Source organism: Flavobacterium sp. 245, from assembly GCF_004362055.1.
Taxonomy (GTDB): Bacteria; Bacteroidota; Bacteroidia; order Flavobacteriales; family Flavobacteriaceae; genus Flavobacterium.
Genome location: NZ_SNXB01000003.1, coordinates 411,044 through 436,709, shown reverse-complemented (window position 1 = coordinate 436,709; position 25,666 = coordinate 411,044). Strand labels below are relative to the sequence as shown.

Below are 25,666 nucleotides of genomic sequence, written 5' to 3'. Positions count from 1 at the left end.
CTTATTTTTATTTAAAATTTGAAATTCTATTTATGTATCATCAAGAAGGCTACCATACTTACTACATTTATATTTTAACGAATAAAGCAAAAACCGTTTTTTATACGGGAGTTACCAATAATTTAAGGAAAAGGTTAAATCAGCATCAAGACAATATTTTATCAAAAAAGAAGACATTTGCTTCACAGTATAATGCTCAATTTTTATTGTTTTATGAAAAATTTACTTGGATTCAAGAAGCAATTGCAAGAGAGAAGGAAATTAAAGGTTGGGATCGAAGTAAAAAACTTGAATTAATAAAAACAATTAATCCTGAATTCTGTTTTTTGAATTATTTATTTGAATAGCATTACGGAGTTACTTGCGGAGATTCCTCGTTCCTCGGAATGACATACTTTGTGGTTACTGCATAAATAATTGATTATTGATAAAGGATTTTCCGTTCAGTTTGTCATTCCGAGGAATGAGGAATCTCCTCAAGTAGCTCGACAAAGATTAGCAAAAGTTACATTATTAGTTTAGTATGTCATTCCGAGGAACTAGGAATCTCCGCAAGTGATTCTACAAAGATTTGCGAGATATAATAATAAAAATCAATACTCCACAAAAGTCCCATCAGCAGGAATAGCGGTTTTTGATAACAGATTATTTTCTGCCAAAGCCATTTTTAAATCCTCACGTTTGGTTGGGCAGTGATTCAAGGCTTCAAGATGATTGGCAAACACATTTCCGGGCGCTAATGCAGTAAATTTCAAAATATCGTTCATGCGCATCAATAAAGGCTGTCCAATGTCTAATCTTGCGGTTCCGCAGGCAACGGTTGCAATGTCGGGTTTGAGCTCAATAAGTGCTTTTTGCACATCATCTGTGAAAATAGTGTCTGAACTTATGTAAATTGATTTTTCGTTTGCGAGTTCAATGTAAAAACCCATTACATTTCCCATCAATTTTGCTATAAAACCATAGCCATGAAGTGCGGGAATCCCAATGATTCTTCCATCTAAAAAAGGTTGAGGTTCCCAATAATTTAAAGTCTGAACAATTTTCAAGCCTCGTTTTGTAAGCTCTTTTTCATCTTTTGAACTGCACACAACCGGAATACTTTTTCTTCTTAAATAAACTTCACCCGCTTTGTCTATATGATCAGGATGCAGGTGTGTAATCAGGCAAATAGTTACTTTGCTTAAAATTTCTCTGCTGTTTTTTGGTAAAGAAACCAGTGGATTTCTTTTTGGGTTATATCGAAAAATTGTAAATGGCGGAATCGTTTTTCTTTTTCCTAACATCGGATCAACTAAAATCACATGTTGCTCCGTTTCAATAACTAAAGTAGCGTTACGTAAATGATGTAATTTCATATCGGGGAAAATTAGAACTTAAAAATACAAAGATTTTTAGAAATCCTTTTACAGATTTTTCTATATTTTTATCAGAATTGTTAAGATTTGCTTACAAAAAAAGGATCTGTAATCAAATTAGAACTATTCTACAGAAAATCTAAAACCAATTCCGTGTAAATTTTCAATCGAAATTCCTTTTTCGCTTGTTAAAATTTTTCGAAGACGAGAGATGAAAACATCAAGGCTTCGTCCCATAAAATAATCGTCAGTTCCCCAGAGTGCGGTTAAAATCTGCTCTCTTTTTAAAACTAAATTTTTATTATCCAGAAAAAGCTTCAGCAATTCGGCTTCACGCTGCGTGAGGCTAATTTTTTCATTTTCATTAAAAAGAATAAAATTGCTGGTATCAAATTTATATTTCCCAATTTCATAAACCAATTTTTCTAATGGCGTATTTTTTTGAGAACGTTTTAAAAAAATCTCAATTTTTAAAAGCAGTTCTTCAATACTAAATGGTTTTACGAGATAATCATCGGCACCTAAACGGAGCCCTTTAATTCGGTCTTCTTTTAAAGTTTTAGCCGAAAGAAAAATAATCGGAATATCAGTATTTAATTTCCTGATTTCGGTTGCTAAATCAAAACCGTCCATTTTTGGCATCATAATGTCAAAAATACAAATATCAAATTTTTCTTTTTTAAAAGTTTGCAGACCTATTTGCCCGTCGCAGCAATGGACTACTTCGTAATTATTTTGTTCCAAATTATCTTTGGTCAAAAAAGCTAAAGTTTCATCATCTTCGGTATAAAGTATTTTGAACTGTTTCATTTTTTATAAGGAATTGACAAAGTTATAGTGATGCCTTTTTCAGAATTATTTTCGGCTTTTATTTTCCAGTTTTGAAGACTGCAGATTTCTTTTACATAGTATAAACCAAGTCCAAAACCATTTACTTCATTGCTTTTTTCGTTTTGAGCGCGATAAAACTTATCAAAGATAAAAGAAATGTTTTTAGGAGAAACTCCAATTCCGTTGTCTATAAATTTTAATTTCAAAACTTGGTTTTCTACTGCAATTTGAATAACAATATTAGGTTTTTCATTGCAATATTTTACAGCATTGTCCAGCAGATTATAAACCAAATTATTAAAATGAAAGACATCTGTTTCTAATAGAAATTCTTTTGAGGAACTTTCAATATTAATAGTAGCTTCAGGATACTTTAATTGAATATTCTCAATTGTTTCTTCAATAATTGGAACAATTAAAACTACTTCTTTTTGTAATGCTAAAGGCGCATAATCAGATTTTGCAATATTCAAAATCTTCTCAATATGATTATTCAGTTTATGGCTCTGGTTGATTATAATATCAGTATAAGTATGCAGTTTTTTATCTTCCTTAATAGGATTTTGTTCAATTAAATATTTCGATGCAATTAAAATTGACGATAAAGGAGTTTTAAATTCATGCGTCATATTATTAATGAAATCCCGCTGTAATTCAGAATATTTTTTTTGCTGTAAAAGTTTAAAAATCGAATAAACATAAATCAGCAAAATTAAAATTAAAGCAGTTGAAAGTACAAACCAAAAACGCATTGAACTAAATAAATAGGTCGTTTCATTAGGAAAACGTACAGCAAAATAATAAACCAGATTTTTGTGTTTAGGAAAAGAAACTGTCTTTTTTGCTTTTGTTTTCTGCGACAAAGAAATATAATTTCCATACACCATTTCGTCGCTTTGACAATTATACATCGCGTATTCAAAATCGGTTGTAATATTCATTTTTTTGAATTCTGATTTCAGATAAAATTCTAAAATATCAGGCTCAAATTCGTTGTCGATGTTTACAATATAATAATCGTTCGAAATTTTTCTAACAGGATTCTGGCATGATGGTTCGCGATCTGTTCCTTCATATAATTTTCTGGCAACTTCAAGCAAAGCAATATGTGCTTTTTGGCTGAGCTTTTTTTGTTCTAACGTAAAAGCTTCTTTTGTCCAAAGCAATTGCGCTACCAAAATACTTATAATGGCAATTAATCCGAGGAGGATGATACTGTTGAGTCTATTAATTTTCAAGGGAAAATGTCTTTTTAAAAATGTAATATTAATGAAATTTATGCTTAAAAACAGCAGTTAACAAGTCATTAACAAAGATTTGAAAGCGGTTAACAGCGATTTGAATTTATCTGAAATACTTTTGGAATACAAATTTAGAATTATAAACCAATTAAAATATTTAACTATGAAAATGATCAAAATCTCCATGTTAGCTTTGGCATTAGGCTTAATGTCTTTCTCTGCAGTTGCTCCTGTAAAATCTTTGGTTTCTGAAACAAAAGAATCAGCGACAGCTTCAACAGTTGTTTGGAAAGCAGAAACTATAGATGTTGGTGAAATTCCGCAGGGAACTCCAAAAGCTATAGTTTATGAATTTAAAAACACTGGAAAAACAGCTGTTGTAATTACAAATGTTCAAGGGTCTTGTGGCTGTACAGCAACAGATTACACAAAAGAACCAATTCAGCCAGGGAAAACTGCTAAAGTTACAGCAACTTATAATGCAGCAAACAAAGGTACTTTTACAAAAACAGTAACTGTTACGACAAGTGCCGAAACTACTCCTAAAGTACTTACTTTAAAAGGAACAGTAATCTAATAGAATTTTAATAGGTTGGTTATATCGCGAGTCCCAAATAGGTAGAGTATTTGGGACTTTTTTGTGCCTTTTTTAGAGTTGATTTGTAGTGAAATTTTGCTTTGTAAAGTCTCTATTATTTTTCTAGAAAAGGACTTTGTTTTCATTAAATCTTTTTTATTTTTATTAAAAATATTATTATGAAAATTTTCTATTCGCCTGTCGTTGTTATTATTCTGTTTTTAGTTTTTTCATGTAATTCAAAACCAGAAAAAAAAGAGGAAGGCTTAAAAAAGACTTCAGAAAAAGTGGTGCCGGAATTAAAACTTCATATTGACAGTGTTGAAGTTTCTAAATTTTATGAAGCCTACCCAAAGTTGGTTAAATTTCAAAGTGAGGTTTTGGCTTTATACAAAGAAAAAAAATCGACTCAATTATGGTTGGACAACAAAGGTGTTGTCGAATTTGGAAATACTTTATTCAATAAATACAGAGGATTGGAAGCAGAAGGTTTGAGTGCTAATTTTCCTTACAACGAAAACATAAATGCTGTTTTTGATAATATTGCAGACAACAAATTGTCAAAAATTGATACCGATTTGATGATTTCAAACCTGTATTTTTACTATGTGCAGAAAATTTCTGGTGCCGATGAAAAAACAGTAACAAAATTAGAATGGCTTTTGCCTAGAAAAAAACTTGATTATAAAGTTTTTTCAGATTCTATTTATGAAAAAGCTACGATAAGCGATGACAAAAAGAGCAAAATGTTCAGTCAATATTACAAGCTTCGCGATGCGCTTCATCAATATAGAGAAATTGAAAAAAAAGGCGGATGGAAAAATGTTGAAGTTGAGGAAGGTTTTAAAAGTTTTAAAGTTGGAGATTCTGTTGACGCCATAGGACAAATTAGAGAAAGACTTTTTATTACGGGCGATCTTAAAGAAAACACAAAAAGCAATATATGTGATACGACTTTGATTAAGGCAATTAAAAGCTATGAAATACATCACGGATTGCTTCCAAAAAATATAATATTAAAAGAACATATTGATGAACTGAATATTCCAGTTTCAGACCGAATCAAAACGATTATCGTCAATATGGAGCGTTGCAGATGGATTGATCCTAAATTGGAAAAAGGACAAGAATACATCGAAGTCAATATTCCGGAGTTTAAATTGTACTTGATTCGTGATCATGAAATTGCTTTTATATCGCCAGTTGTGGTTGGAAAAGCGATGACCAAAACCGTTATTTTTAGCGGTATGATGAATAATATTGTTTTTAGTCCGTATTGGAATGTTCCCACAAGTATTATCAATAAAGAAATCAAACCCGGAATGGCCAAAAACAAAAATTATTTGGCACAGAAAAATCTGGAATGGAATAATGGCGCTGTTCGTCAGTTGCCTGGAAAAAACAATTCGCTTGGATTAGTGAAGTTTTTGTTTCCAAATTCAAGTAATATTTATTTGCATGATACACCTTCTAAAAGTTTATTTGGAAGAGAAAGCCGAGCCTTCAGTCATGGTTGCGTACGTGTTGAAAAACCAAGAGAATTAGCGATTGAACTTTTAAAACAAGATCCAAGATGGACACCGGAAAAAATTGACAAAGCAATGCATGCCGGAAAAGAAAATTGGGTAAGCTTAAAAAAGAAAGTTCCTGTTTATATTGGCTATTTTACTGCTTGGGTAGATAGAAAAGGCGAGTTAAATTTCTATAAAGATATTTATCAAAGAGATGAAAGTCTTCTAAAATTATTGACGGAGGAATAAAAAGGGTTTGCCACGAATTACACGAATTTCCACTAATTATTTTTCAATCAAAATTCGTGAAAATTCGTGTAATTGCTTCGCCAGTTCGCTAGCGCTCGAGCTGTGGCGAAAAAAACTTATTTACTCAAAACATCAATACACTTATAAAAACGATTAGTATAATGTTCTGTATCTAGAGAAGTAATAGTAACACTGTTTACTTTTCCAGAGGAAGCATGAATAAATTTCGACTTCATACCATTAGCCTCACAAATAATACCAAGATGACCTATGATTGTTTTGTCTTTGTATCCATAAAAAACCAAAATATCTCCCACTTTAAATTCGTCGGGGTTTAATTTGGTGCCAATATTTTTATACTCGCCGGAGCTTCTGGGTAAAGTAACGCCATAGTTTTTGAAGACATAACTCACAAAACCGGAGCAGTCAAAACCTTTTTTTGGATCATTGCCCGCATATAAATAAGGCGTTCCTAAATATTTTTTAGCATAATCAACAATTGAATCTCGATCAATTTCATTCTGAGTTTTATCAAACCGTTTTGGTGTATCTTCCTCTTTTGTAATAAAAGAAGAGAATAAAAGAAGCGACAGCAAAAGAATAAAGGGATAAAATTTCATTTTTACTAAAGTTTAATCCATAAAAGTAGACCGTTGTTTTTGAAATTCAAAGAAAAAACTTTTTATTTTGTAAGATTTTGCAGTTAGAATTTGAAAGTTGATGTATTTCCTTGGTGTTTTTTTATTGCATTTTGATGTTTTAGTATCTTTCTGTCTGCCATATTTCAGATATATTTGTGAATCTATTTATATTTTAACAAATAACTTATGTTTCTGAAAAAATTACCGTTTTTAATTTTGTTTTTGCTGATTGCAACTGCTTCTGTTTCACAAACCCAAAATCAGAATAAAACATTTTTATATGAAGGAAGGGTTGAAAAACTTCAAAATGATAATGTAATTTTAATTGGAACTGCTTCTTCGGTTTCTTTTAATTTTAGCGGAAATGAATGTTCGATTTCGCTTCAAAGTGTTGATTCTTATGAACACCATAATTATGTTGCTTTAGTTTTAGATGGGAAATATCTTGGGAAAATTAAAATTGAAAAAGGCGCACTACAATCTTTTCCAATAAAAGCAACTTCAAATAGAAAAGAGCATCGTCTCGAAATTTATAAAAATACGGAAGCACGTACTGGCGGTATTTTGTTTGCTGGAACAACTGCAAAACTGACTTCAATTTCATCAAAAAAGAAAAAGAAAATCGAATTTATTGGTGATTCTATTACCTGTGCCGCAGCAAGTGATTCTGTTGACTGTGACAAAGGAGAATATATGGATCATCATAACGGATACTATGCTTATGGGCCAACACTTTCAAGAGCAATTGATGTCGATTATTTGACTAGCTCTGTTTCCGGAATCGGAATGTATCGAAACTGGAATGATGAAAACAAAGACGAAGCCATAATGCCAGAGGTTTATCAGAATTTATATTTGACCAAAGACAATTCAAAACCTAAATATGATTTTGCTTTTCAGCCAAATATTATCAGTATTGCTTTAGGAACAAATGATTTTTCTGGCGGTGACGGAAAGAAAGAACGTCTCCCGTTTAATGCCGATAAGTATGTTTCGAATTACATCAATTTTATAAAAATGCTTTACGTTCATAATCCGAAAGCACAAATTGTAATTACAAACAGTCCGATGGTTAACGGAGAAAAAGCTATTGTTTTTGAAGATTGTCTGAATAAAGTTAAAAATGCTTTTGCGAATGATAAAGAACACAAAACAATTTTGATTTTCAAATTCAAACCAATGAAATCAAATGGGTGTTTAGGCCATCCTGACGTTGCAGATCAAAAAGTAATGGCTGGTCAATATGCTCCGTTTTTAAAAAAGCTGTTAAATGAAAAATAATATATTTAAGTTTGTTTTCTTTCTGATGATTTCCAGTACTATGATGGCAAACGTTTCCCTTCCGAATATTTTTGGCGACAATATGGTTTTGCAACGCAATTCTGAAGTGAAAATTTGGGGTTGGGCTAATCCAAAGGAAGAAATTAAATTGGTTTCTAGCTGGAATAATCTGGAATATAAAGTCGTTGCCAATAATCAGGCGCAATGGGAACTTCACATCAAAACGCCTGAAGCGGGCGGGCCTTACACGATTTCTATAAAAGGATACAATGAAGTTATTCTAAAAAACATTTTAATTGGAGAAGTTTGGGTTTGCGCCGGACAATCCAACATGGAAATGTCGGCAAGCTGGGGAATTGACAACGGCGAAGAAGAAATGAAAAACGCGACGAATCCAAACATTCGTTTTTTTACCGTTCCGAAATTAACAGCAACGACACCTCAAAATAATCTTTTAGGGAACTGGACCGAGTCGACTCCGGAAACCATGAAATACTTCAGCGCTATTGGCTATTTTTTTGCCAAACGCTTACGCGAAGATTTAAAAAATGTCCCAATCGGATTAATTTCTTCGAATTGGGGAGGAACTCCGGCGGAAATTTGGATGCCAGAAGAAGTTGTTCAGAATGATCCTCTTTTATTAGAAAATGCCAAAAAATTAAACGAACAAGAATACGGACCAAGACAACCCGGACGTGCCTACAACGCCATGATTTATCCTTTTGTTGGATTTAAAATTGCGGGAACACTTTGGTATCAAGGTGAATCAAACGTGGGTTCTTTGGTTTACGACAAAACATTATCAGCTTTAATCTCTTCTTGGAGAAAAGCCTGGCAGGACGAATTCCCTTTTTATTTCGTCCAAATCGCACCATATAAAACCGGAAGTAATAATTTCTCAAATGTTACGGTTAGAAATTCTCAAAGAAAAGTTCTGACTGAAGTTCCTAAAACCGGAATGGTTTTAACTTCAGATATTTCAGATACGATTGATATTCATCCGAAAAATAAAAAATCGGTTGGAATTCGTTTGGCAAATTTGGCTTTGGTCGAAACGTATAAAGTCAATTCTAATTTGGTTAACGGACCACTTTTTAAAGACATTAAAATCGAGAAAAATAAAATCACTGTTTCTTTCAATTATGCTGACGGATTGTATTTCAAAAATAAAACATCCAATCAGTTTGAAGTAGCTGGCGCCGATGGAAATTTCTTTCCTGCAGAGGCTTCGATAAAAAATAATGAAGTGCTTTTGACAAGCAAGAAAGTTCCAAATCCAGCGAAAGTGAGATTTGCCTGGGGAAACACAATTCAGCCTGACTTGTTTAATAAGGCGAATTTGCCGGCTTCTTGTTTTATTGCGGAGTGAGAGATTTTAGACAATAGAACATAGAAAATAGAAAATAGAGTAAAGAAGAAAGAACAAAGATTTAGACTTTAGATTTTTTGCATATTTTTTTGTCAGACTGAGCGGAGTCGAAGTCCCGTAAAGTTAAGCCACAAAGATTGTCATTGCGAAAAAAGTTCTTTTAACAAGCTTCGCGTGAGGGATAGCAGTGGAAAGCCCACAGCCTGACGAAGGAAGTGCGAGGACTTGAAACGTATAGCCCGACCCGGAGGGACACGCCCAAAATATAAACCACTATCTAACCATGAAAAATAAAAAAATAATAACGATTGGGGTTTTTGCCCTGTTTACTGTTGGAAATATGAATGCACAAAAAAAGCCGTATCTGGATAAAAACAAAACTATTGAACAAAGAATCGATTTGCTTTTGCCTTTGATGACTTTGGAGGAAAAAGTAGGGCAAATGAATCAATATAACGGTTTTTGGGATGTTACTGGGCCGGCTCCAAAAGGCGGTACTGCGGAATTAAAATATGAACATTTAAGAAAAGGTCTAGTTGGTTCAATGCTGACGGTGCGCGGTGTTAAAGAAGTTCGTGCCGTGCAGAAAATTGCTGTCGAAGAAACCCGTTTGGGAATTCCATTGATTATAGGTTTTGATGTTATTCATGGCTATAAAACATTAAGTCCAATTCCGTTGGCTGAAGCGGCGAGTTGGGATTTAGAAGCGATTAAAAAATCGGCGGCAATTGCTGCGGATGAAGCTTCGGCATCTGGAATTAACTGGACTTTTGGTCCGAATGTCGATGTTGCAAATGATGCGCGTTGGGGACGTGTGATGGAAGGCGCGGGAGAAGATCCGTATTTAGGAAGCAAAGTAGGCTATGCAAGAGTAAAAGGTTTTCAAGGTGAAACTGTTGCTGATTTAGCTAAAGTAAATACTATTGCGGCCTGTGCAAAACACTTTGCCGCTTATGGTTATGTTGAAGCTGGATTAGAATATAATATTGTGGATATCAGCAATTCTAAATTGTATAATTCGGTTTTGCCTCCTTTTGAAGCGACTGTAGAAGCCGGAGTTCGTACGTTTATGAATTCATTTAATACTTTGAATGGAGTTCCAGCGACTGGAAATGCATTTTTACAAAGAGATATTTTAAAAGGAAAATGGAAGTTTGATGGTTTTGTGATTTCGGATTATGCTTCGATTCGCGAAATGATTGCGCACGGTTATGCAAAAGACGAAGCCGATGCAACTGCAAAAGCTGTAAATGCTGGTTCTGATATGGATATGGAATCGTATTTATATGTGGCAAAACTAGTTGATTTAGTAAAATCAGGAAAAGTAAAAGAAGCTTTGGTTGATGATGCCGTTCGCAGAATTCTTCGTGTGAAATTTGAATTAGGATTGTTTGATGATCCGTACAGATATTGTGATGAAAAACGTGAAAAAGCTACGATTGGAAACAAAGCCAATAATGACGGTGTCTTAGACATGGCTAAGAAGTCGATTGTTTTACTGAAAAACGATAAAAATTTGCTTCCGCTAAAAAAATCAGGACAAAAAATTGCTTTGATTGGTGCTTTGGCAAACGATAAAAACAGTCCTTTAGGAAGCTGGAGAATTGCAGCAGATGATAATACTGCGGTTTCGGTTTTAGAAGGAATGCAGCAATACAAAGACAATCAGCTGACTTTTGAAAAAGGAGTTGATTTACTAAAACAAAAAGCAACTTTTTTAACTGAAACGGTTTTCAATACAACAGATAAAAGTGGTTTTGAGGCTGCAAAAACGGCTGCAAAAAATGCTGATGTTGTCGTAATGGTTTTAGGAGAATACGGTTTCCAAAGTGGAGAGGGAAGAAGTAGGACTGATTTGAATTTGCCAGGTTTACAGCAAGAATTATTAGAGGAAATTTACAAAGTGAATCCGAATGTGGTTTTGGTTTTAAATAATGGTCGTCCGTTGAGTATTCCGTGGGCAGCTGAAAATGTTCCAGCAATTGTAGAAGCCTGGCAGTTAGGAACTCAAACCGGAAATGCTGTGGCGCAGGTTTTATACGGGGATTATAATCCGAGTGGAAAATTGCCAATGTCGTTTCCTAGAAATGTGGGACAGGTTCCAATTTATTACAACAAATACAGTACAGGAAGACCTATTGATAGTGATAAGAATGTGTTTTGGTCGCATTATATGGATGTGGAGAAAACGCCTCAGTTTCCGTTTGGATTTGGTTTGAGTTATACTAAATTCGATTATAAAAATCTGAAAATAAACAAAACCTCTTTTGCAAAAGGAGAAAAAGTTGAGGTTACTGTTGAGATAACCAACTCAGGAAATTATGACGGAAAAGAAGTGGTACAATTGTACATTCATGATGAGTTCGCCAGTATCGTTCGCCCAATTAAAGAATTAAAAGGCTTCGAATTAGTAAACCTGAAAAAAGGCGAAACTAAAACGGTAACTTTTACTTTAACGGATAAAGAACTTGGTTTTTATGATAACGAAGGGAAATATTTAGTTGAAGAAGGAACTTTTAAAATTATGGTTGGAGGAAGTTCTGATAAAGGTTTGGAGAGTGGTTTTGAAATAAAAGGCTAAAAAAATTAATCTCGCAAAGGCGCAGAGTCGCAAAGTTTTTTTTGAATAGCCTCCAGTTTTAACAGGAGGTTTAAGATTTAAGTTTATAAAGGCTTTAGCCAAACTTTTACTAGTTTGGCTAAAGCCTTTATAGTTCGTTTATATTTCATCCAACTAAAGCTGTACGCTATTGAAAACTTAAAACTCAAAGAAAATCAAAAAAACTTTGCGAGTCTGCGCCTTTGCGAGATTAAAAAAAAGCAGCTTTATTTATTACTTTTTTTTACCTTTAAAACCTATTAAACTACAATCTTTAAACTAAAATAATGAAATATAACAGATGTGGAAAAAGCGGGTTATTGTTGCCTGAAATTTCTTTAGGATTATGGCATAACTTCGGATCGGTGGATAATTTTGATAATGCCGAAAGTATTGCTGTAGAAGCTTTTGATAAAGGAATTACTCATTTTGATTTAGCTAATAATTACGGACCTGTTCCAGGTTCTGCCGAAACTAATTTTGGTAAAATCCTGTGGCATAATTTTCAGGGAAATTTGCGTGATGAAATCATAATTTCAACCAAAGCCGGCTACACAATGTGGGATGGACCTTACGGAGATTGGGGTTCTCGAAAATATTTGCTTTCAAGTTTAGACCAGAGTTTAAAAAGAATGAAAGTCGATTATGTCGATATTTTTTATTCGCACCGCCCAGATCCAGAAACTCCTATTGAAGAAACGATGATGGCTTTGGATTACGCCGTTAGAAGTGGAAAAGCTCTTTATGTTGGAATCAGTAATTATTCGGCTGAGCAGACTCGTGTTGCGGTTGATGTTTTGAAACAATTGGGAACGCCGTGTTTAATTCATCAGGCGAAATATTCAATGCTACAGCGTTGGGTTGAAGACGGTTTGCTTGACGTTTTAGAAGAAAAAGGAGTGGGATGCATTGCGTTTTCACCTTTGGCACAAGGACTTTTGACTGATAAATATCTAAACGGAATTCCGGAAAATTCAAGAGCGCACAATCCAAACGGGCATTTGAAAGAAGATGAGGTTACCGCAGAAAGAATTCAGAAATTGATTCAACTGAATGAAATTGCTCAAAATAGAAATCAATCTTTGGCGCAAATGGCTTTGGCTTGGCTTCAAAAAGACAAACGAATTACGTCGGTTTTAATTGGCGCAAGTTCAGTGAAACAATTGTGTAATAATATTGATTGTTTGCAGAATACTGAGTTTACAGGAGATGAATTGAATGCGATTGAGAAAATATTAGCGTAACAATTTTTAGATATGCATAATAGTAGAGGCGCACAGCAGTGCGTCTCCGCTATGCATTAGACATACTGCTGTGCGCCTCTACGATAAAAAAAGGACTTATTTTTTTAATTTTAAATTATAATTCTTCACAATATCCAAAGTCGATTTATCCGAAGAAAAAACTGAATTCAATCCCTGTGGCTCCTGCGGTGGATCTGTTGTCAAAGGATCGCCCGGACTCCATTTTCCGCTTTCATTTACAGCTTTTCCTTCACCGCCAAATCCCCAGAAATTGGCGCCTTGCAACGGGCCATTGTTTTTAACGCTTTCGGCAACTCTTCCAAAAATATAATTGTAGAAAACATCTCTGTTTGCAACGGATGCTGTTGGCAATAAACTCTCGTTTTCTCTTCCCAAACCAAATTCTTCAATAATAATTGGGCGTTTTAAATGATTGGCAACAGCGACATGTTTGTCAATATATTTTCCGGCATTTTCTAAAGTTGGAGGTAACGTTTTTTCAGCATTATCAGCTTTAAACCAATTCCAGTTTTTCGGCCAAATGTGCATGGTCAAATAATCAATATTCGGATTTTGATGTGTTCTTTCAAAAATTCCAATGTCATCATTTGAGCTGTTCAATCCTTCAGAACCTGTCGAAATCAGATGGTTTTTATCTAAACTATCCATTAGATTCACAATATTATTCAGCCAAACGGTGAATTTTGCTTCATTTTCAACTGTGAAAAGTCTCGGTTCATTTCCAACCTGCCACGCCATAATGGTGTTGTCGTCTGTATATTTTTTATGAGAATACGCATTTGTTCTTCCCATAATAAATTTCACGTGATTTTCTAAAGCCTTCATACAAGGTTCACAACTGTGAAATTGTTCTGTATATGCCATAAACTGAGGCCAGGTATTAGGTGCAATTCCCGGAACCGGAACCGGACCTTTGCCGTTCCATTCTAAATATTGTGACATGCCACCAGACCATTCCCAGTTATTCGTTAAATACAAAACGGCGTACATTTTACGTTTACGCATTTCGTTCATCAGGAAATCCAATCCGTCAAGTAAATCTTCATCGTATTTTCCCTGTTCATATTGCAACGCAGGGCGAACGGTAAAATCGTATTTTCCGCCATCACCACCCACTAAAATTCGGAGATTATCAATGCCGTTTTTCTGCATTAAATCCAATTCACGAAGCAATCTTTTGCGGTCGCCTATTTTTTTCGAAGCCAGCAAACTTCCGTACCAATAATTCGTTCCAATGTACGCGTACGGTTTATCGCCTTTATAAAATTGCGTTCCTTTCACCGTAATTTTTTCCTGCGCCTGACAAGCAATTGAGGAGAATATTATTGCAAAAGAAAGGGTTTTTAAAAATCTGTTTTTCATATCATATTTTTTAGGAGCTAATCCTGCTATTCGTTTCAATCTTTTGTGCCGAACCCCAGCACAAAAGGATTTCCACTTCTATCAGGGCTAGGGGTTTACGGTTTTTAAGATGGTTTTTGTTTCTTTAATTTTATTTATAGACTCCTATTCCATGGAGTTTGTCATTCCGAGGAACGAGGAATCCCCACAAGTAACTCTACAAAGATTGGCGATTCACTGGGCGGAATTACTTGTGGGGATTCCTCGTTCCTCGGAATGACATACAGAGCGAATATATTACTTCGGCAACTCATACATCTTAGGCAAAGAATTCACCAATGCCGATTTTGTTTTAGAACTAAAAGTTTTAAAATCACTTGCATTTGAAACCGTGCCATTTGGTACCCAATAAGCATCTTTAGTATTATTCCAAAACATAACATAGCTCACTTCAATACTATTCGATGTCAAAGCACTGTATAAATAGGTTGAAAACCAATCTGTAACCGGTGGTTTTGTACTAGTAACCTGATAACCGGTTTCAGTCAAAGCGGCAATTTTCACTTTCGTTTTAGCCAAATCAGCTATTATTTTTAATTTAGAATTCGCTCTGCTAGCTCCGTTTGAACCCTGATTATCAAAATCACCATAATTGTCCATTCCAATAACATCGACATAATTATCACCAGGATAACGGCTTAAATAATCTGCTTGAGTGGTGTATGAATTATCAGGAGAAAAAGCATATAATATGTTATGGACGCCTTTAGTACTCTTCAAATAATCAACCGTAAACTGATAGGCTTTTTTGTATTCATCGGGAGTTGAAAAATTCGCTCCCCACCAAAACCAGCTTCCGTCAAATTCATGAAAAGGCCTGAAGATTATCGGAATCAGTTCGCCATTTGTTCCTTTTAAATTATAAACTACACTAGCAATTTTGTCCAGTTTTTTCTTGTACCATTCGTGATTCGCTCCGCCTGGTAAAATACTTTTAAAGGCAGTAGCTTTTTGTTCCGATGTCAGATCGGCAGCATAAAACGATTCTTCTTTATTTGGTTCTCTTAAATGCCAGCAAAAAGTGTTGATCATACCTTTTGCGTAAGCGGTTTTTGCGTCAGAAACAATTTTTTGTTCTTGCTGATAAAACCAATTACTAGCTTGTCCATCATTGCTTTTATCGGTAATAAACATAAAATCGGAACCTAAAATAGCGGGATCGTAACCTGTGTTTTTTTTGATATCTGAATCTCCGCCTGCTTCTAGGTAAAAACTATTAAAAGCATCTTGCTGACCAATTGCAATTTTAGTTTTGGCTAATTTTTTTAAATTATAAAACAAGGCGATTGTTTCTTTTGTTGCATTGGCATCAACTAAATAAGTTGACGCATTTGCCGTTGTAAGGGGATCAGTGTCAACGACAACTGGCGGGTCAACGACAACTTCTGGATCTGATTCGTCATCAGAAGAACATCCTGAAATTGCTAAAATCGATAAGCTTATAAAAAGAATATTTAGAAGTTTTTTTTTCATTTTGAATTGTTTTAAAAGCTTAATTTGAAATAAATTTTAATCTTTTATTCTCTGAATAAGTTCTAAACAAGCGCGGCTATTGTGATAGGGACATTTCCAGAAACCTGCTTTATCTTTTTCGATAAGCGAATAATCACGATAAACACCCCAGAACCATTCTCCGTTTTGTTTGTCGAGAATGTATTTTTTAATGAAATCCCAATTCTTAAAAACAATGTCCAGATACTTTTCGTCATCGGTTAATTGGTATGCATTATAAAAACCAATTAATGCTTCGGCCTGAACCCACCAATGTTTTTCGGCGACTAATTCATTGTTTTTTGGATCGAGTTCATACCATAATCCGCCATCTGTGTCAAGGCCTTCCTGCGTAACTTCGGCCATTAAAACAGCATGTTTTTTATAACGCGAAATCAAACTTTTATCTTCTGCAATTTCCGCGCATTGCAATAAAAGCCATGCCGCTTCAATATCATGTCCATACGAAATTACATCCGGTTTTTCGACCCAATTTTCATCAAAAAACAAACGTAAATGGCCAGTTTCAGTATTTATAAAATACTTGTGAATTGTTTCAAGCAATCCAATAATATCATTTTGAAGTGCTTTGTCTTTCCAGACTTTAAACAAATTTGCATACGCCTCGACAATATGTAAATGCGTGTTCATTGTCTTTTTTTCGTTGGCATCTTTATCGCTCAAACGTAAATCGTCAATTGGCCGCCAATTGCGGGTTAATGCTTCAAAATAACCTTTGTTTTCAGGATCGAAACTGTGTTCCTGAATTTTTAAATATAAATTGATGGCTATTTCTAAAGCTTTTTCTTCTTTAGAAATGGCATAATATTCAGATAATCCATAAATCGCAAAAGCCAGAGCGTAAATTTGATTTTTGGTGTCTTTAGGTGTTTTGTCAATATTGATGCTCCAAAATAAACCGCCAAATTCGGAGTCATAAAAATATTTTGAAAGAAAGTTAAAAGCTCTTTCTGCCAATTTTTTATGTTCTTCATTTTTAGTAACCTGATAACTAGCAGAAAACGACCATAAAATTCGGGCATTTAAAACGGCTCCTTTTTCGGTATCGGCGATAATCTGTTCTTCAAAATCAATTTGACCAATAAAACCTCCATTTTGATGGTCAATAGTATGTTTTGACCAATATTTTAAAATGGAATCCAGTTCAGCTGAAAGTTCAGATTTTAATTGCTTTAGTTTTGCTGACACGATGAATTAGATTGCGTTGTTTTTTTCAATTTGGCTGATAATCGTTTTTACAGAACCGGCTGAAATAAAGGTGTCAGCTGGTGTATTGGTAACATAATCAACAAGTTTTGCTACAGATGAAACTGCAACATGCATTCTCGTATCTGATGATGCGTAATATACATAAACAGTTCCGTCAGTATCTTCAATCCATCCGTTTGAGAATAATACATTTGATACATCGCCAACTCTTTCAATTCCCTCAGGACCCATGAAATGACCAGCAGGCACATGCGTAACTTTTGCTATGTCATTCAAATCAGTCATGAACATATACAATGTGTAGCGCAAACCTGCAGCGGTATTGCGAACGCCGTGTGCTAAATGAAGCCATCCTTTATCTGTTTTAATAGGAGCAGGACCAAGACCATTTTTTAGCTCATAAATGGTATGATATTGTTTTCCGAAAATGATTTTTTCATCCTTAACAACAGGATTTTTCATATCATCAACATAACCTAAACCAATTCCGCCACCTGCGCCAACATCAATAAAGCCATCTTGCGGACGCGTGTATAAAGCATATTTTCCGTTAACAAATTCTGGATGTAAAACCACATTACGCTGCTGGCCTGTATTCGAAATTAAATCAGGAAGTCTTTCCCAGTTTATTAAATCCTTCGAACGCACGATTCCAGCATTGGCTACAGCCGAGCTTGTGTCACCTTTTGGTGCTTTTGGGTCTTTTCTTTCGGTACAAAAAATACCGTAAACCCAGCCGTCTTCGTGGTTGATCAAACGCATATCGTAAACGTTTGTATCTGGTTCTTCGGTTTGTGGAATTACACAGGGTTTTTCCCAAAACTTAAAATTATCCACGCCATTTGGACTTTCGGCAATTGCAAAAAATGATTTTCTGTCAATTCCTTCCACACGAACGGCAAGTAAATATTTTCCGTTCCATTTCATTGCGCCGGCATTGAATGCAGCGTTCATTCCAATTCTTTCCTGCAAAAACGGATTTGTTTTTTCGTTTAAGTCAAAACGCCAGTTTAAAGGCACATGAGCTGCGGTAACAACTGGATTTTTATAACGCTGATAAATTCCGTTTCCAGCATTTTCTTCGGGAGCATTTTTTTGCTCTACGAGTGCTTTATGTTCTTTTTCTAATGCTGCTTTTCGGTCCTGAAAAACAGCTGAAGATTTTATTGTTGTCATATATTTTTATTTCTGTATCTGATTCGTATTTTTTAAATTTTCTGATCTCTTTTTTCGTTTAAATCTTGTTCTATCGTTTGCAGTTTTTCTTCAGATAAAGGATAGAATAAAATAAAACCGACTGATATTGCGGCTGCTATTGCAGGAAGTATGCTTAACATTAATTGAATTCCGTGTTGTGCAGTGGCTGTTTGTTCAACATTGGCTTGAAAACCATAATAGCCTAAAAGCCATCCAGCTCCCGCGCCGCCAATTGTCCATCCAAATTTTTGCGACATTGATGAAGCAGAGAAAACCAAACCTGTTGCGCGACGTCCTTGTTTCCATTCTGAATAATCAGCGCTGTCAGCGTACATGGACCAGATTAATGGGAAAATACAGCCTGCACAAATACTGATTAAAATTTGGAAAGTCATAATGAGGAAAACATCTTCTTTTCCGAAGAAATAAAAAACTAAGCTCAAAACTGAAGCGATTGCCATGGCACCAAAAAAAGTTTTTTTCTTGCCAATTTTATTCGCAATTGGGGTTGCCAATATAACTCCGATGATATTTGCCGCCTGACCCAATACTAAATAAATAGAAGTTGGCGCCATATGGAAATCAGTTCCGAAAAGTGAAAAATCGAAGTTAATAGAACTGCTTACATAATATTTAAAGTAATAAACAGCAGCGCCATCTCGGATAGAATTAAACACCAAAGTGCCAATTCCGGCTCCTAGTAAAATCCACCAAGGTTTGTTTTTCAGTAAATCTTTTAAATCTTCTTTTAAGTTAGATTGTTCATCTTCTATTGGTTGAACTCTTTCTTTTGTAAAAAGGAAACAGCCCCAGAAAAATGCAGTTGTAATAACACCAAAAATTGCGATTGTTGATAGCCAGCCAGCTTTAGAATTTAGGCTTCCGCCAAAGTAATTTACTAAAGGTTCAATTAACCAAAGTGCCAGTAGACTTCCGCCAAAAGCAAAAACCATTCGGTAAGAAGACAAAGTTGTTCTTTCTTTTCGGTCAGACGACATTACGCCCAAAAGTGAAGCATACGGAACGTTGATTAACGAATAAATCATCATCATTAATGAATATGTTACGTATGCATATATTATTTTTCCTTTTTCGCTGAAATCTGGCGTGTAAAAAGTTAGAACTCCAATTACGGCAAAAGGCACGGCAATCCATAATAAATAAGGTCTGAATTTTCCCCATTTTGTTTTTGTTCTGTCAGCAATGATTCCGACGATAGGATCAAAACAGGAATCCCAGATTCTGGTAATCAGAAACATGGTTCCTACGACAGCAGGGGCTAACCCGAAAACATCGGTATAGAAAAAGAGAAGATACATACTGAAAATCTTCCAGAACATGGATGATGCAGCATCTCCGAGACCGTAACCGATTTTTTCTTTTAAATTAATTTTGTCGTGCATTAGGTTTTTTTTAAAGGTTGTGATTTAGATTTGGTTGTTATTTTGTTTTAACACATAGAAATATAGATTTTGTAAATTCAAAAAAAGGCGTTTCACTAATTGAAATGCACATAAGTGAGCTATGTGAAAGAAATTGTTTCTTTTTGCTTTCTTTTTTAAGCATAAAACCTATGTTTCTATGTGTTTAATAATTTTTGCGCTTTTAATTTTTTATATCTTTTTCGAACAGCGTTTTTTCCAGATTATAAAAATCCACAAAATCTTTTTCGCTTATTTGTCCTGAAAACGGCGCATAATAATGCATTTTTTGTTCTTTTTCTTGCCAGCCGTGGTTTCTCCAAAGTAAAACATAGGATATTTTATAATCACCAATTGCTTTATTTAAAGTGCCGGTCCACCATTTAGGATCCGGAATTGCTTCATAGCCAGCTTCGGCAACGGCAATTAATTTGTGTTTTTCAAGTCCAATATCCTTTATGATTTTAAGCTGTTTCTGAACTTCGTCAATGAATTTTTTACCGTCTTTATCATCATTATTCTGGTAACTGTCAAAGCTTAAAATATCGGTATAATTATCGCCAGGATAATTGGCTAAAAAATCTTCTTTGGTGCCAAAACTGCTTGTGTTGTAGATATAAATTAAATTATGAACACCTTTTTTTTGAAGGTATTCGAATGTAAATTTCCATAATGCCTTGAAATCTTCCGGTGTGGCATTTCCTTTTCCCCACCAAAACCAGCCTCCGGTAAGTTCGTGATAAGGTCTAAAAAGTATCGGTATGTTTTTTCCTTTTTTATCTTTTAGAGATAAAAAGAAAACAGAAGCTTTATCAAGCCAAGAAGTAAATTTTTTGTGATTTTGACCGTCTGGCAAAACTGTTTTTAGGGAATTTGGTGTATTGTCCCAAGCATTTTTTCCGGTTGCTGGATTGTCAAAATGCCAGCTGATTGTCGAGATTCCGCCTCTTTCATTGGCTTCTTGAATATATTGTTTCATTTTGTCAAATGGAACTCCATCTATATTTTTAGAATCATCTTTTTCTAAACCGGCAATATCCCAGCCGTAAACTGCAGGGTAATCTCCAGCGGTTTCTTTTACATCACTTCGGCCGTTTTCGTACTTCCAATTTACACCATAAGCAAGATCATCCTGATGTCCAAAAAGATATCCTTTTTCAGTTAATTGATTCAATTTTTTATAAAGAGAAACAGTTTCAGGTGTCGCTTTTTTATCTGAAAGTGACAAATTAGTATTACTCACAATCGATTTTGAAGAACATGAAGTCCCTATGAATACGGCAATAATTAAGGATAATATGTTTTTTTTCATTCTGGTTTTATATTGTTTTAGATGTAATATCCACAAATTCAGAGATTGAGAATGTAATTTTTAAGCTTCAATTTTCAATCGACGATTCAGTATTGTTTTTCAGATAAAATTATTAAAACTTTAAAAAGATATTCTATAAAAAATGATTAATGTTTATTATTAATGCCGTTTTTAAAAAATTGATAATTCTATTTTTCAAAGATAATTGGATGTTTATCGTGTAATTAATATTATTTTATCAATTATATATCATATTATTGCAGTCAAAAATGATCTAATTACTTCATGAAATAGTTTTTTATAGATATGAGCAGCACTAAAAATTTTTATAGAGAAATAGCACCGCTGTCTGCTGGAGACAGTTTTTTGGTTTTTGACCGAGTTAAAGATAGCTTTGATTTTCCGGTTCACTACCACCCTGAATTTGAGATTAATTTTATTTTAAACGGAAAAGGAGTGAAGCGTGTTGTTGGAGATAATATTGAAGAAATTGACAATGTTGAATTGGTTTTAATTGGTCCGAATTTATATCACGGCTGGGAATTAAATAAATGCACAAGTAAAAAAATACATGAAATTACAATTCAGTTTCATAATGATTTATTTCATGAATCTTTATTGTCAAGACGAATAATGAATCCTATTCGAGATATGTTTAACCGTTCAATTCATGGAATTTTATTTTCTAAAAAAGTAGCTGAAGAATTAACTCCTAGGCTTGTAAGGCTTTCTAAATTAGATGGTATGGATTATTTTTTAGAAATCACTTCTTTATTGTATGATCTTGCCAATTCTAGAAATCAGCGTTTGCTTTCTACTTATACTGTAGATTATGATACGTTTGATGATTATGATAAAATGAAACTGGTTTATGAATATGTCCAGAGAAACTTTGCTGATAAAATTACTTTAGAAGATGCTGCAAATGTAGCTAGTATGTCAATTATTTCTTTTAACCGATTCATTAAAAAACGCACCGGAAAAACGTTTGTCAATTACATAAATGATATCCGAATTGGATATGCAGCACGCTGGCTCGTTGAAAAAGATATGAGTGTTTCTGAAGTGGCTTTTAAATCAGGTTTTAATAATATTGCCAATTTCAATCGTAGTTTTAAAGCTACTAAAAACTGCACGCCTAGTCAATATAGAGAAGATTTTTCTGGATTAAAACGCATTTTATAGTGATACTTTTTTTTCACAAACAAATATTATTTTTAACGAAATCGTTTTCTTTTCGGTGATTCGTTCATTTTAATTTATAAGAAGTAGTGATTTAGGAGGGTGTTATTGCGAAAAACGCAATTAATAACTGGTTTTATTTTCATATGTGTTTTTTTAAACTGATATAGTAAAAATATTATCATTAAATGATATAATACTATCGATTTAATGTTTTGTTCTGTTATAGATTTGTTAAATAATTTAGAAAATAAATCACACCCTTTTTTTATTACTTGATTATGGGTAAAACAAATTTAAACTAACCAAACATTTATTATGAAAAAACTAATGACTAACTTTATTCATTGGAATGCTAACCACAGAGCAGTTCCTTTGATTTTATTCTTGTTACTGAGTAATTTTATTACTGCTCAGGTTAAAATATCAGGGGTAGTTTCTGATGATAAAGGAATGACAATTCCTGGGGCCAATATTTCTGTTGTTGGTACAAAAACTACTGCCTCAACTGATTTTGACGGTAAATACACGATTGACGCTCCTGCAAATGGGACTTTATTAGTTTCATTTATTGGATTTGATTCTCAAAAAATAGGCATTGGAGGCAGAACAAAAATTAATGTGACGTTGCAATCAAGTTCTGAAGACTTAAAAGAGGTAGTTGTAATTGGTTACGGAACTCAGAAAAAGAAAGACGTAAACGGTGCAATATCTTCAGTAAAATCAACAGATATTGAAAATTTAAAGCAAGTTTCTATTGATCAAATGCTTCAGGGTAAAGCGGCGGGGGTTTCGGTAACAAACAACTCGGGGCAACCTGGAGGAGCGGCTTCTGTAAGAGTTCGTGGTACTACTTCGATTACAGGAACAAACGAGCCTTTATATGTAATTGACGGTGTGCCAATCTCTGGAGATGCTACTGGTAAATCTACAAGTGGTCAGACTTTGGCTGGAAAAGATGGTTTTTCTTCTTCAGGAGGAAGTGGAAATAACGCAATGAGCCCGCTTTCTATGATTAATCCAAATGATATTGAATCTATGGATATCTTAAAAGATGCTTCTGCAACAGCAATTTACGGATCAAGAGGAGCAAATGGTGTAATCATCATTACTACAAAGCAAGGTAAAAAAGGAAGTGGAAAAGTATCTTATGAAAACTATACTTCGTTTGCTTCTGTAACAAATAAATTAGATGTTTTGACTTTGCCTGAATATGCAACTTTAAAAACAAATTTGGCTAAGTTATGGGGTTTCCAAACGCGTCAGGAATTTACGCATCCAGAATTATTAGGGCCTGGAACTAACTGGCAGGATGAGGTTTACAGAACAGCTATTTCTAATAGTCATCAGTTGTCGTTTTCTGGTGCAAAAGACGGAACAAGCTATTATTTATCTGGAAGTTATTTAGATAACGAAGGAACGATTATTAACTCTGGACTAAAAAGATATACGGTTAGATTGAATTTAGATTCAAAGATTAAATCTTGGCTAAGAGTTGGAGGTAACCTTACTGGAGGTATTACTAATGAAAGAATTACAGTGAATCAAAGTTTCTCTGGATTGATTTCTAATACTTTATTGCAGTCGCCAGATATTCCTGTTAGAAATTCAGACGGATCTTTCGCAGGACCACCATCTTCTGAGCAAAGTGTAACATACTATAATCCAGTTGCTGAGGCTTTAACTCGAGATAATAAATTAATTAGAAAAAATTTCTTAGGTAATGTTTATGCTGAAGCTGAGATTATTAAAGGTTTGAAATACCGTTTAGAAATTGCAGCAAATACGGAGTTTTCTGAAAATGATGATTTCAGACCATCATACAAATGGGGAAGCCAGACGAACTTGCTTGCTGATCTTGATGTAAGAAGACAAAATTGGTATTCTACAAACATCAAAAATTTATTGACTTACGACAAAACTATCGGGAAACATAAATTTACAGTTTTAGCAGGTCAGGAAGCTAATGATTCTCATTGGGAAGGTTTAATTGCTTCTGCACAAGGTTTTAAAACAAATTCAATTCACACTATTAATTTAGCTGATGTTGATAATAATACAGTTACGCAATACAAGGGTAGTGCTTCATTATCATCTCTTTTTGCTCGTATTATTTATGATTTCAATGATAAATACAGTATCACAGCGTCAATCAGACAGGACGTTTCTTCAAAATTTGACCCAACTACAGATAATCAAAAAGGTGTTTTTAATGCGATTTCTGGTTCTTGGAGATTATCTAGCGAATCGTTTATGGAAGGTACGCGCAAATATGTAGATAATATTAAAATTAGAGTTGGTTACGGAGAAACTGGAAATCAGCAAATTCCAAACAACAGTTATTCTGCAATGTTGGGAACGCAAAATTCAGGATTGGGAAGCGGATTTTTGCCATCAAATTATCCAAATCCAAATTTAGTTTGGGAATCATTAAACCAGACGAATATTGGTATCGATTTTACACTGCTTGACAGCAAGTTTTCGGCAAGTTTTGATGTATATGACAAAAAATCTGAAGGTTTCTTGTTTCAAGTTCCATTGCCTCTTTACTTAACAGGTGGCGGAGGTCAATATGGAGGAGTTTCTGCACCGTATTCTAATTTAGGAACAATGAGTAATAAAGGTTTCGATTTGACTCTTGGTTATGATATGAGATCAGCAGGTAATTTTAACTGGAGCGCTTCGGCAGTTGTTTCGCACTACAAGAATAATCTGGATGAAATCGCAAACGGAATCGTATTGACTCAAGAAGTAAACACTAATGGATATCAGCCAGTGGTGGTTACAAATACTACCATCGGGAATCCTATCGGTTTATTCTACGGATATAAAACAGATGGTATTTTTAAAGATCAGGCAGTTTTAAACAGTGCGCCACTTCAATTTGGTCAGGCTGTTGGAACTGGAGCTGGAGAAACTGCTCTTGGTGACGTGAAATATGTTGATGTAAATGGTGATGGAAAAATTGATGCTGCTGATAAAACTTTTATCGGAAATCCACATCCAAAATTTACTTACGGTTTTACAAATAATTTTAAATATAAAAACATAGATCTTTCTATTTTTCTTCAAGGATCATACGGAAATGATGTTATGAACTTAACAAAAAGAGCGGGTACAACAAATGCATCTTTATATGATAATCAGTTAGTTGATGCAATGGATTATTATTCTTCTACAAATACTGGTAGTAATAACCCGAGGCCAATTGCTGATGCATCAAATACTAACTTGCTGATTTCTGACCGTTACGTTGAAGATGGTTCTTATTTAAGAATTCAAAACATTACGCTTGGATATTCATTACCGCAGGATGTTATTTCAAAATATAAAATTTCAAGATTAAGATTGTACGGATCTGCTCAAAACTTATACACGTTTACTGATTATTCAGGTTACGATCCAGAGATTGGTTCATTTAATCAAAATGTGCTTTTATCAGGAATTGACAACGGAAGATATCCGGTAGCAAGAACATTTTTAGTTGGTCTTAATTTAGAATTTTAAAAA

19 protein-coding genes are annotated in these 25,666 nt (G+C 34.3%); 9 read left to right on the top strand and 10 right to left on the bottom strand.

Translation table 11 applies throughout. The annotated features are described in order from the left end of the window. Nucleotides 1–32 precede the first annotated feature (32 nt). Complete coding sequence (locus EV145_RS07945; protein WP_133524683.1) at nucleotides 33–347, top strand: GIY-YIG nuclease family protein; 315 nt, start codon at nucleotides 33–35, stop codon at nucleotides 345–347. 246 nt (nucleotides 348–593) lie between these two features. Here EV145_RS07945 and EV145_RS07940 read toward each other — a convergent pair whose 3' ends face one another. The 3 genes from EV145_RS07940 to EV145_RS07930 form a co-directional block, all read right to left on the bottom strand. Beyond that, a complete protein-coding gene (locus tag EV145_RS07940; protein ID WP_133524682.1) occupies nucleotides 594–1,358 on the bottom strand; it encodes an MBL fold metallo-hydrolase in 765 nt (254 codons plus the stop codon). A gap of 123 nt (nucleotides 1,359–1,481) precedes the next feature. Beyond that, nucleotides 1,482–2,168: a response regulator transcription factor gene (locus EV145_RS07935; protein WP_133524681.1), complete on the bottom strand. Its 687-nt coding sequence runs from the start codon at nucleotides 2,166–2,168 to the stop codon at nucleotides 1,482–1,484. Next, nucleotides 2,165–3,427 (bottom strand): sensor histidine kinase, encoded by a 1,263-nt coding sequence (locus tag EV145_RS07930; protein WP_133524680.1) that lies wholly within the window; start codon nucleotides 3,425–3,427, stop codon nucleotides 2,165–2,167. The genes EV145_RS07935 and EV145_RS07930 overlap by 4 nt, the downstream gene beginning before the upstream one ends. Before the next feature lie 166 nt (nucleotides 3,428–3,593). Between EV145_RS07930 and EV145_RS07925 the strand changes: the two genes are divergently transcribed. Then, nucleotides 3,594–4,007: a DUF1573 domain-containing protein gene (locus EV145_RS07925; RefSeq protein WP_133524679.1), complete on the top strand. Its 414-nt coding sequence runs from the start codon at nucleotides 3,594–3,596 to the stop codon at nucleotides 4,005–4,007. Nucleotides 4,008–4,186: 179 nt separating this feature from the next. Then, nucleotides 4,187–5,767 carry a murein L,D-transpeptidase gene (locus EV145_RS07920; RefSeq protein ID WP_133524678.1) on the top strand — a complete coding sequence of 527 codons (1,581 nt, stop codon included), beginning with the start codon at nucleotides 4,187–4,189 and terminating at the stop codon, nucleotides 5,765–5,767. Nucleotides 5,768–5,883: 116 nt separating this feature from the next. Here EV145_RS07920 and EV145_RS07915 read toward each other — a convergent pair whose 3' ends face one another. Next, nucleotides 5,884–6,387 carry a C40 family peptidase gene (locus EV145_RS07915; RefSeq protein ID WP_133524677.1) on the bottom strand — a complete coding sequence of 168 codons (504 nt, stop codon included), beginning with the start codon at nucleotides 6,385–6,387 and terminating at the stop codon, nucleotides 5,884–5,886. A 207-nt stretch (nucleotides 6,388–6,594) separates the two neighbouring features. Here EV145_RS07915 and EV145_RS07910 point away from each other — a divergent pair, with 207 nt between their 5' ends. The 4 genes from EV145_RS07910 (at nucleotide 6,595) to EV145_RS07895 (ending at nucleotide 12,901) form a co-directional block, all read left to right on the top strand. After that, nucleotides 6,595–7,689 carry an SGNH/GDSL hydrolase family protein gene (locus tag EV145_RS07910; protein WP_133524676.1) on the top strand — a complete coding sequence of 365 codons (1,095 nt, stop codon included), beginning with the start codon at nucleotides 6,595–6,597 and terminating at the stop codon, nucleotides 7,687–7,689. Further along, nucleotides 7,679–9,058 (top strand): sialate O-acetylesterase, encoded by a 1,380-nt coding sequence (locus EV145_RS07905; protein WP_133524675.1) that lies wholly within the window; start codon nucleotides 7,679–7,681, stop codon nucleotides 9,056–9,058. Before EV145_RS07910 ends, EV145_RS07905 begins: the two co-directional genes overlap by 11 nt. Nucleotides 9,059–9,341: 283 nt before the next feature. Then, nucleotides 9,342–11,639: a beta-glucosidase BglX gene (gene bglX, locus EV145_RS07900; RefSeq protein ID WP_133524674.1), complete on the top strand. Its 2,298-nt coding sequence runs from the start codon at nucleotides 9,342–9,344 to the stop codon at nucleotides 11,637–11,639. Between the two features lie 305 nt (nucleotides 11,640–11,944). Then, the gene (locus EV145_RS07895) at nucleotides 11,945–12,901 is read left to right on the top strand and encodes an aldo/keto reductase (protein ID WP_133524673.1); all 957 of its coding nucleotides are present in this window, start codon (nucleotides 11,945–11,947) and stop codon (nucleotides 12,899–12,901) included. Nucleotides 12,902–12,997: 96 nt separating this feature from the next. Here the strand turns inward: EV145_RS07895 and EV145_RS07890 are convergent, their stop codons facing one another. From EV145_RS07890 to EV145_RS07865, 6 genes are all read right to left on the bottom strand, one after another. Then, entirely contained in the window at nucleotides 12,998–14,323 is a 1,326-nt protein-coding gene (locus EV145_RS07890; RefSeq protein WP_243739223.1) for a glycoside hydrolase 5 family protein, read from the bottom strand. Between the two features lie 237 nt (nucleotides 14,324–14,560). Further along, nucleotides 14,561–15,796 (bottom strand): glycoside hydrolase family 26 protein, encoded by a 1,236-nt coding sequence (locus EV145_RS07885; RefSeq protein WP_133524671.1) that lies wholly within the window; start codon nucleotides 15,794–15,796, stop codon nucleotides 14,561–14,563. Between the two features lie 36 nt (nucleotides 15,797–15,832). Beyond that, on the bottom strand, nucleotides 15,833–17,023 hold the full coding sequence (locus EV145_RS07880) for an AGE family epimerase/isomerase (protein ID WP_133524670.1): 1,191 nt from the start codon (nucleotides 17,021–17,023) through the stop codon (nucleotides 15,833–15,835). Nucleotides 17,024–17,029: 6 nt separating this feature from the next. Beyond that, nucleotides 17,030–18,220, bottom strand: coding sequence for a glycosidase (locus EV145_RS07875; RefSeq protein WP_133524669.1), 1,191 nt, complete (start codon nucleotides 18,218–18,220; stop codon nucleotides 17,030–17,032). A gap of 32 nt (nucleotides 18,221–18,252) precedes the next feature. Beyond that, entirely contained in the window at nucleotides 18,253–19,644 is a 1,392-nt protein-coding gene (locus tag EV145_RS07870) for an MFS transporter (protein WP_133524668.1), read from the bottom strand. A gap of 202 nt (nucleotides 19,645–19,846) precedes the next feature. Next, the gene (locus tag EV145_RS07865; protein WP_133524667.1) at nucleotides 19,847–20,974 is read right to left on the bottom strand and encodes a glycoside hydrolase family 26 protein; all 1,128 of its coding nucleotides are present in this window, start codon (nucleotides 20,972–20,974) and stop codon (nucleotides 19,847–19,849) included. Between the two features lie 306 nt (nucleotides 20,975–21,280). Here EV145_RS07865 and EV145_RS07860 point away from each other — a divergent pair, with 306 nt between their 5' ends. Further along, nucleotides 21,281–22,159 carry an AraC family transcriptional regulator gene (locus EV145_RS07860; RefSeq protein ID WP_133524666.1) on the top strand — a complete coding sequence of 293 codons (879 nt, stop codon included), beginning with the start codon at nucleotides 21,281–21,283 and terminating at the stop codon, nucleotides 22,157–22,159. A 315-nt stretch (nucleotides 22,160–22,474) separates the two neighbouring features. Next, nucleotides 22,475–25,663, top strand: coding sequence for a SusC/RagA family TonB-linked outer membrane protein (locus EV145_RS07855; RefSeq protein WP_133524665.1), 3,189 nt, complete (start codon nucleotides 22,475–22,477; stop codon nucleotides 25,661–25,663). Nucleotides 25,664–25,666: the final 3 nt, after the last annotated feature.

Bases quoted from the DNA above. Each gene is read 5' to 3' on its own strand.
- EV145_RS07945 (WP_133524683.1), top strand. From the start codon at position 33: ATGTATCATCAAGAAGGCTACCATACTTACTACATTTATATTTTAACG.
- EV145_RS07940 (WP_133524682.1), bottom strand. From the start codon at position 1,358: ATGAAATTACATCATTTACGTAACGCTACTTTAGTTATTGAAACGGAG.
- EV145_RS07935 (WP_133524681.1), bottom strand. From the start codon at position 2,168: ATGAAACAGTTCAAAATACTTTATACCGAAGATGATGAAACTTTAGCT.
- EV145_RS07925 (WP_133524679.1), top strand. From the start codon at position 3,594: ATGAAAATGATCAAAATCTCCATGTTAGCTTTGGCATTAGGCTTAATG.
- EV145_RS07920 (WP_133524678.1), top strand. From the start codon at position 4,187: ATGAAAATTTTCTATTCGCCTGTCGTTGTTATTATTCTGTTTTTAGTT.
- EV145_RS07915 (WP_133524677.1), bottom strand. From the start codon at position 6,387: ATGAAATTTTATCCCTTTATTCTTTTGCTGTCGCTTCTTTTATTCTCT.
- EV145_RS07910 (WP_133524676.1), top strand. From the start codon at position 6,595: ATGTTTCTGAAAAAATTACCGTTTTTAATTTTGTTTTTGCTGATTGCA.
- EV145_RS07905 (WP_133524675.1), top strand. From the start codon at position 7,679: ATGAAAAATAATATATTTAAGTTTGTTTTCTTTCTGATGATTTCCAGT.
- bglX (WP_133524674.1), top strand. From the start codon at position 9,342: ATGAAAAATAAAAAAATAATAACGATTGGGGTTTTTGCCCTGTTTACT.
- EV145_RS07895 (WP_133524673.1), top strand. From the start codon at position 11,945: ATGAAATATAACAGATGTGGAAAAAGCGGGTTATTGTTGCCTGAAATT.
- EV145_RS07885 (WP_133524671.1), bottom strand. From the start codon at position 15,796: ATGAAAAAAAAACTTCTAAATATTCTTTTTATAAGCTTATCGATTTTA.
- EV145_RS07875 (WP_133524669.1), bottom strand. From the start codon at position 18,220: ATGACAACAATAAAATCTTCAGCTGTTTTTCAGGACCGAAAAGCAGCA.
- EV145_RS07870 (WP_133524668.1), bottom strand. From the start codon at position 19,644: ATGCACGACAAAATTAATTTAAAAGAAAAAATCGGTTACGGTCTCGGA.
- EV145_RS07865 (WP_133524667.1), bottom strand. From the start codon at position 20,974: ATGAAAAAAAACATATTATCCTTAATTATTGCCGTATTCATAGGGACT.
- EV145_RS07860 (WP_133524666.1), top strand. From the start codon at position 21,281: ATGAGCAGCACTAAAAATTTTTATAGAGAAATAGCACCGCTGTCTGCT.
- EV145_RS07855 (WP_133524665.1), top strand. From the start codon at position 22,475: ATGAAAAAACTAATGACTAACTTTATTCATTGGAATGCTAACCACAGA.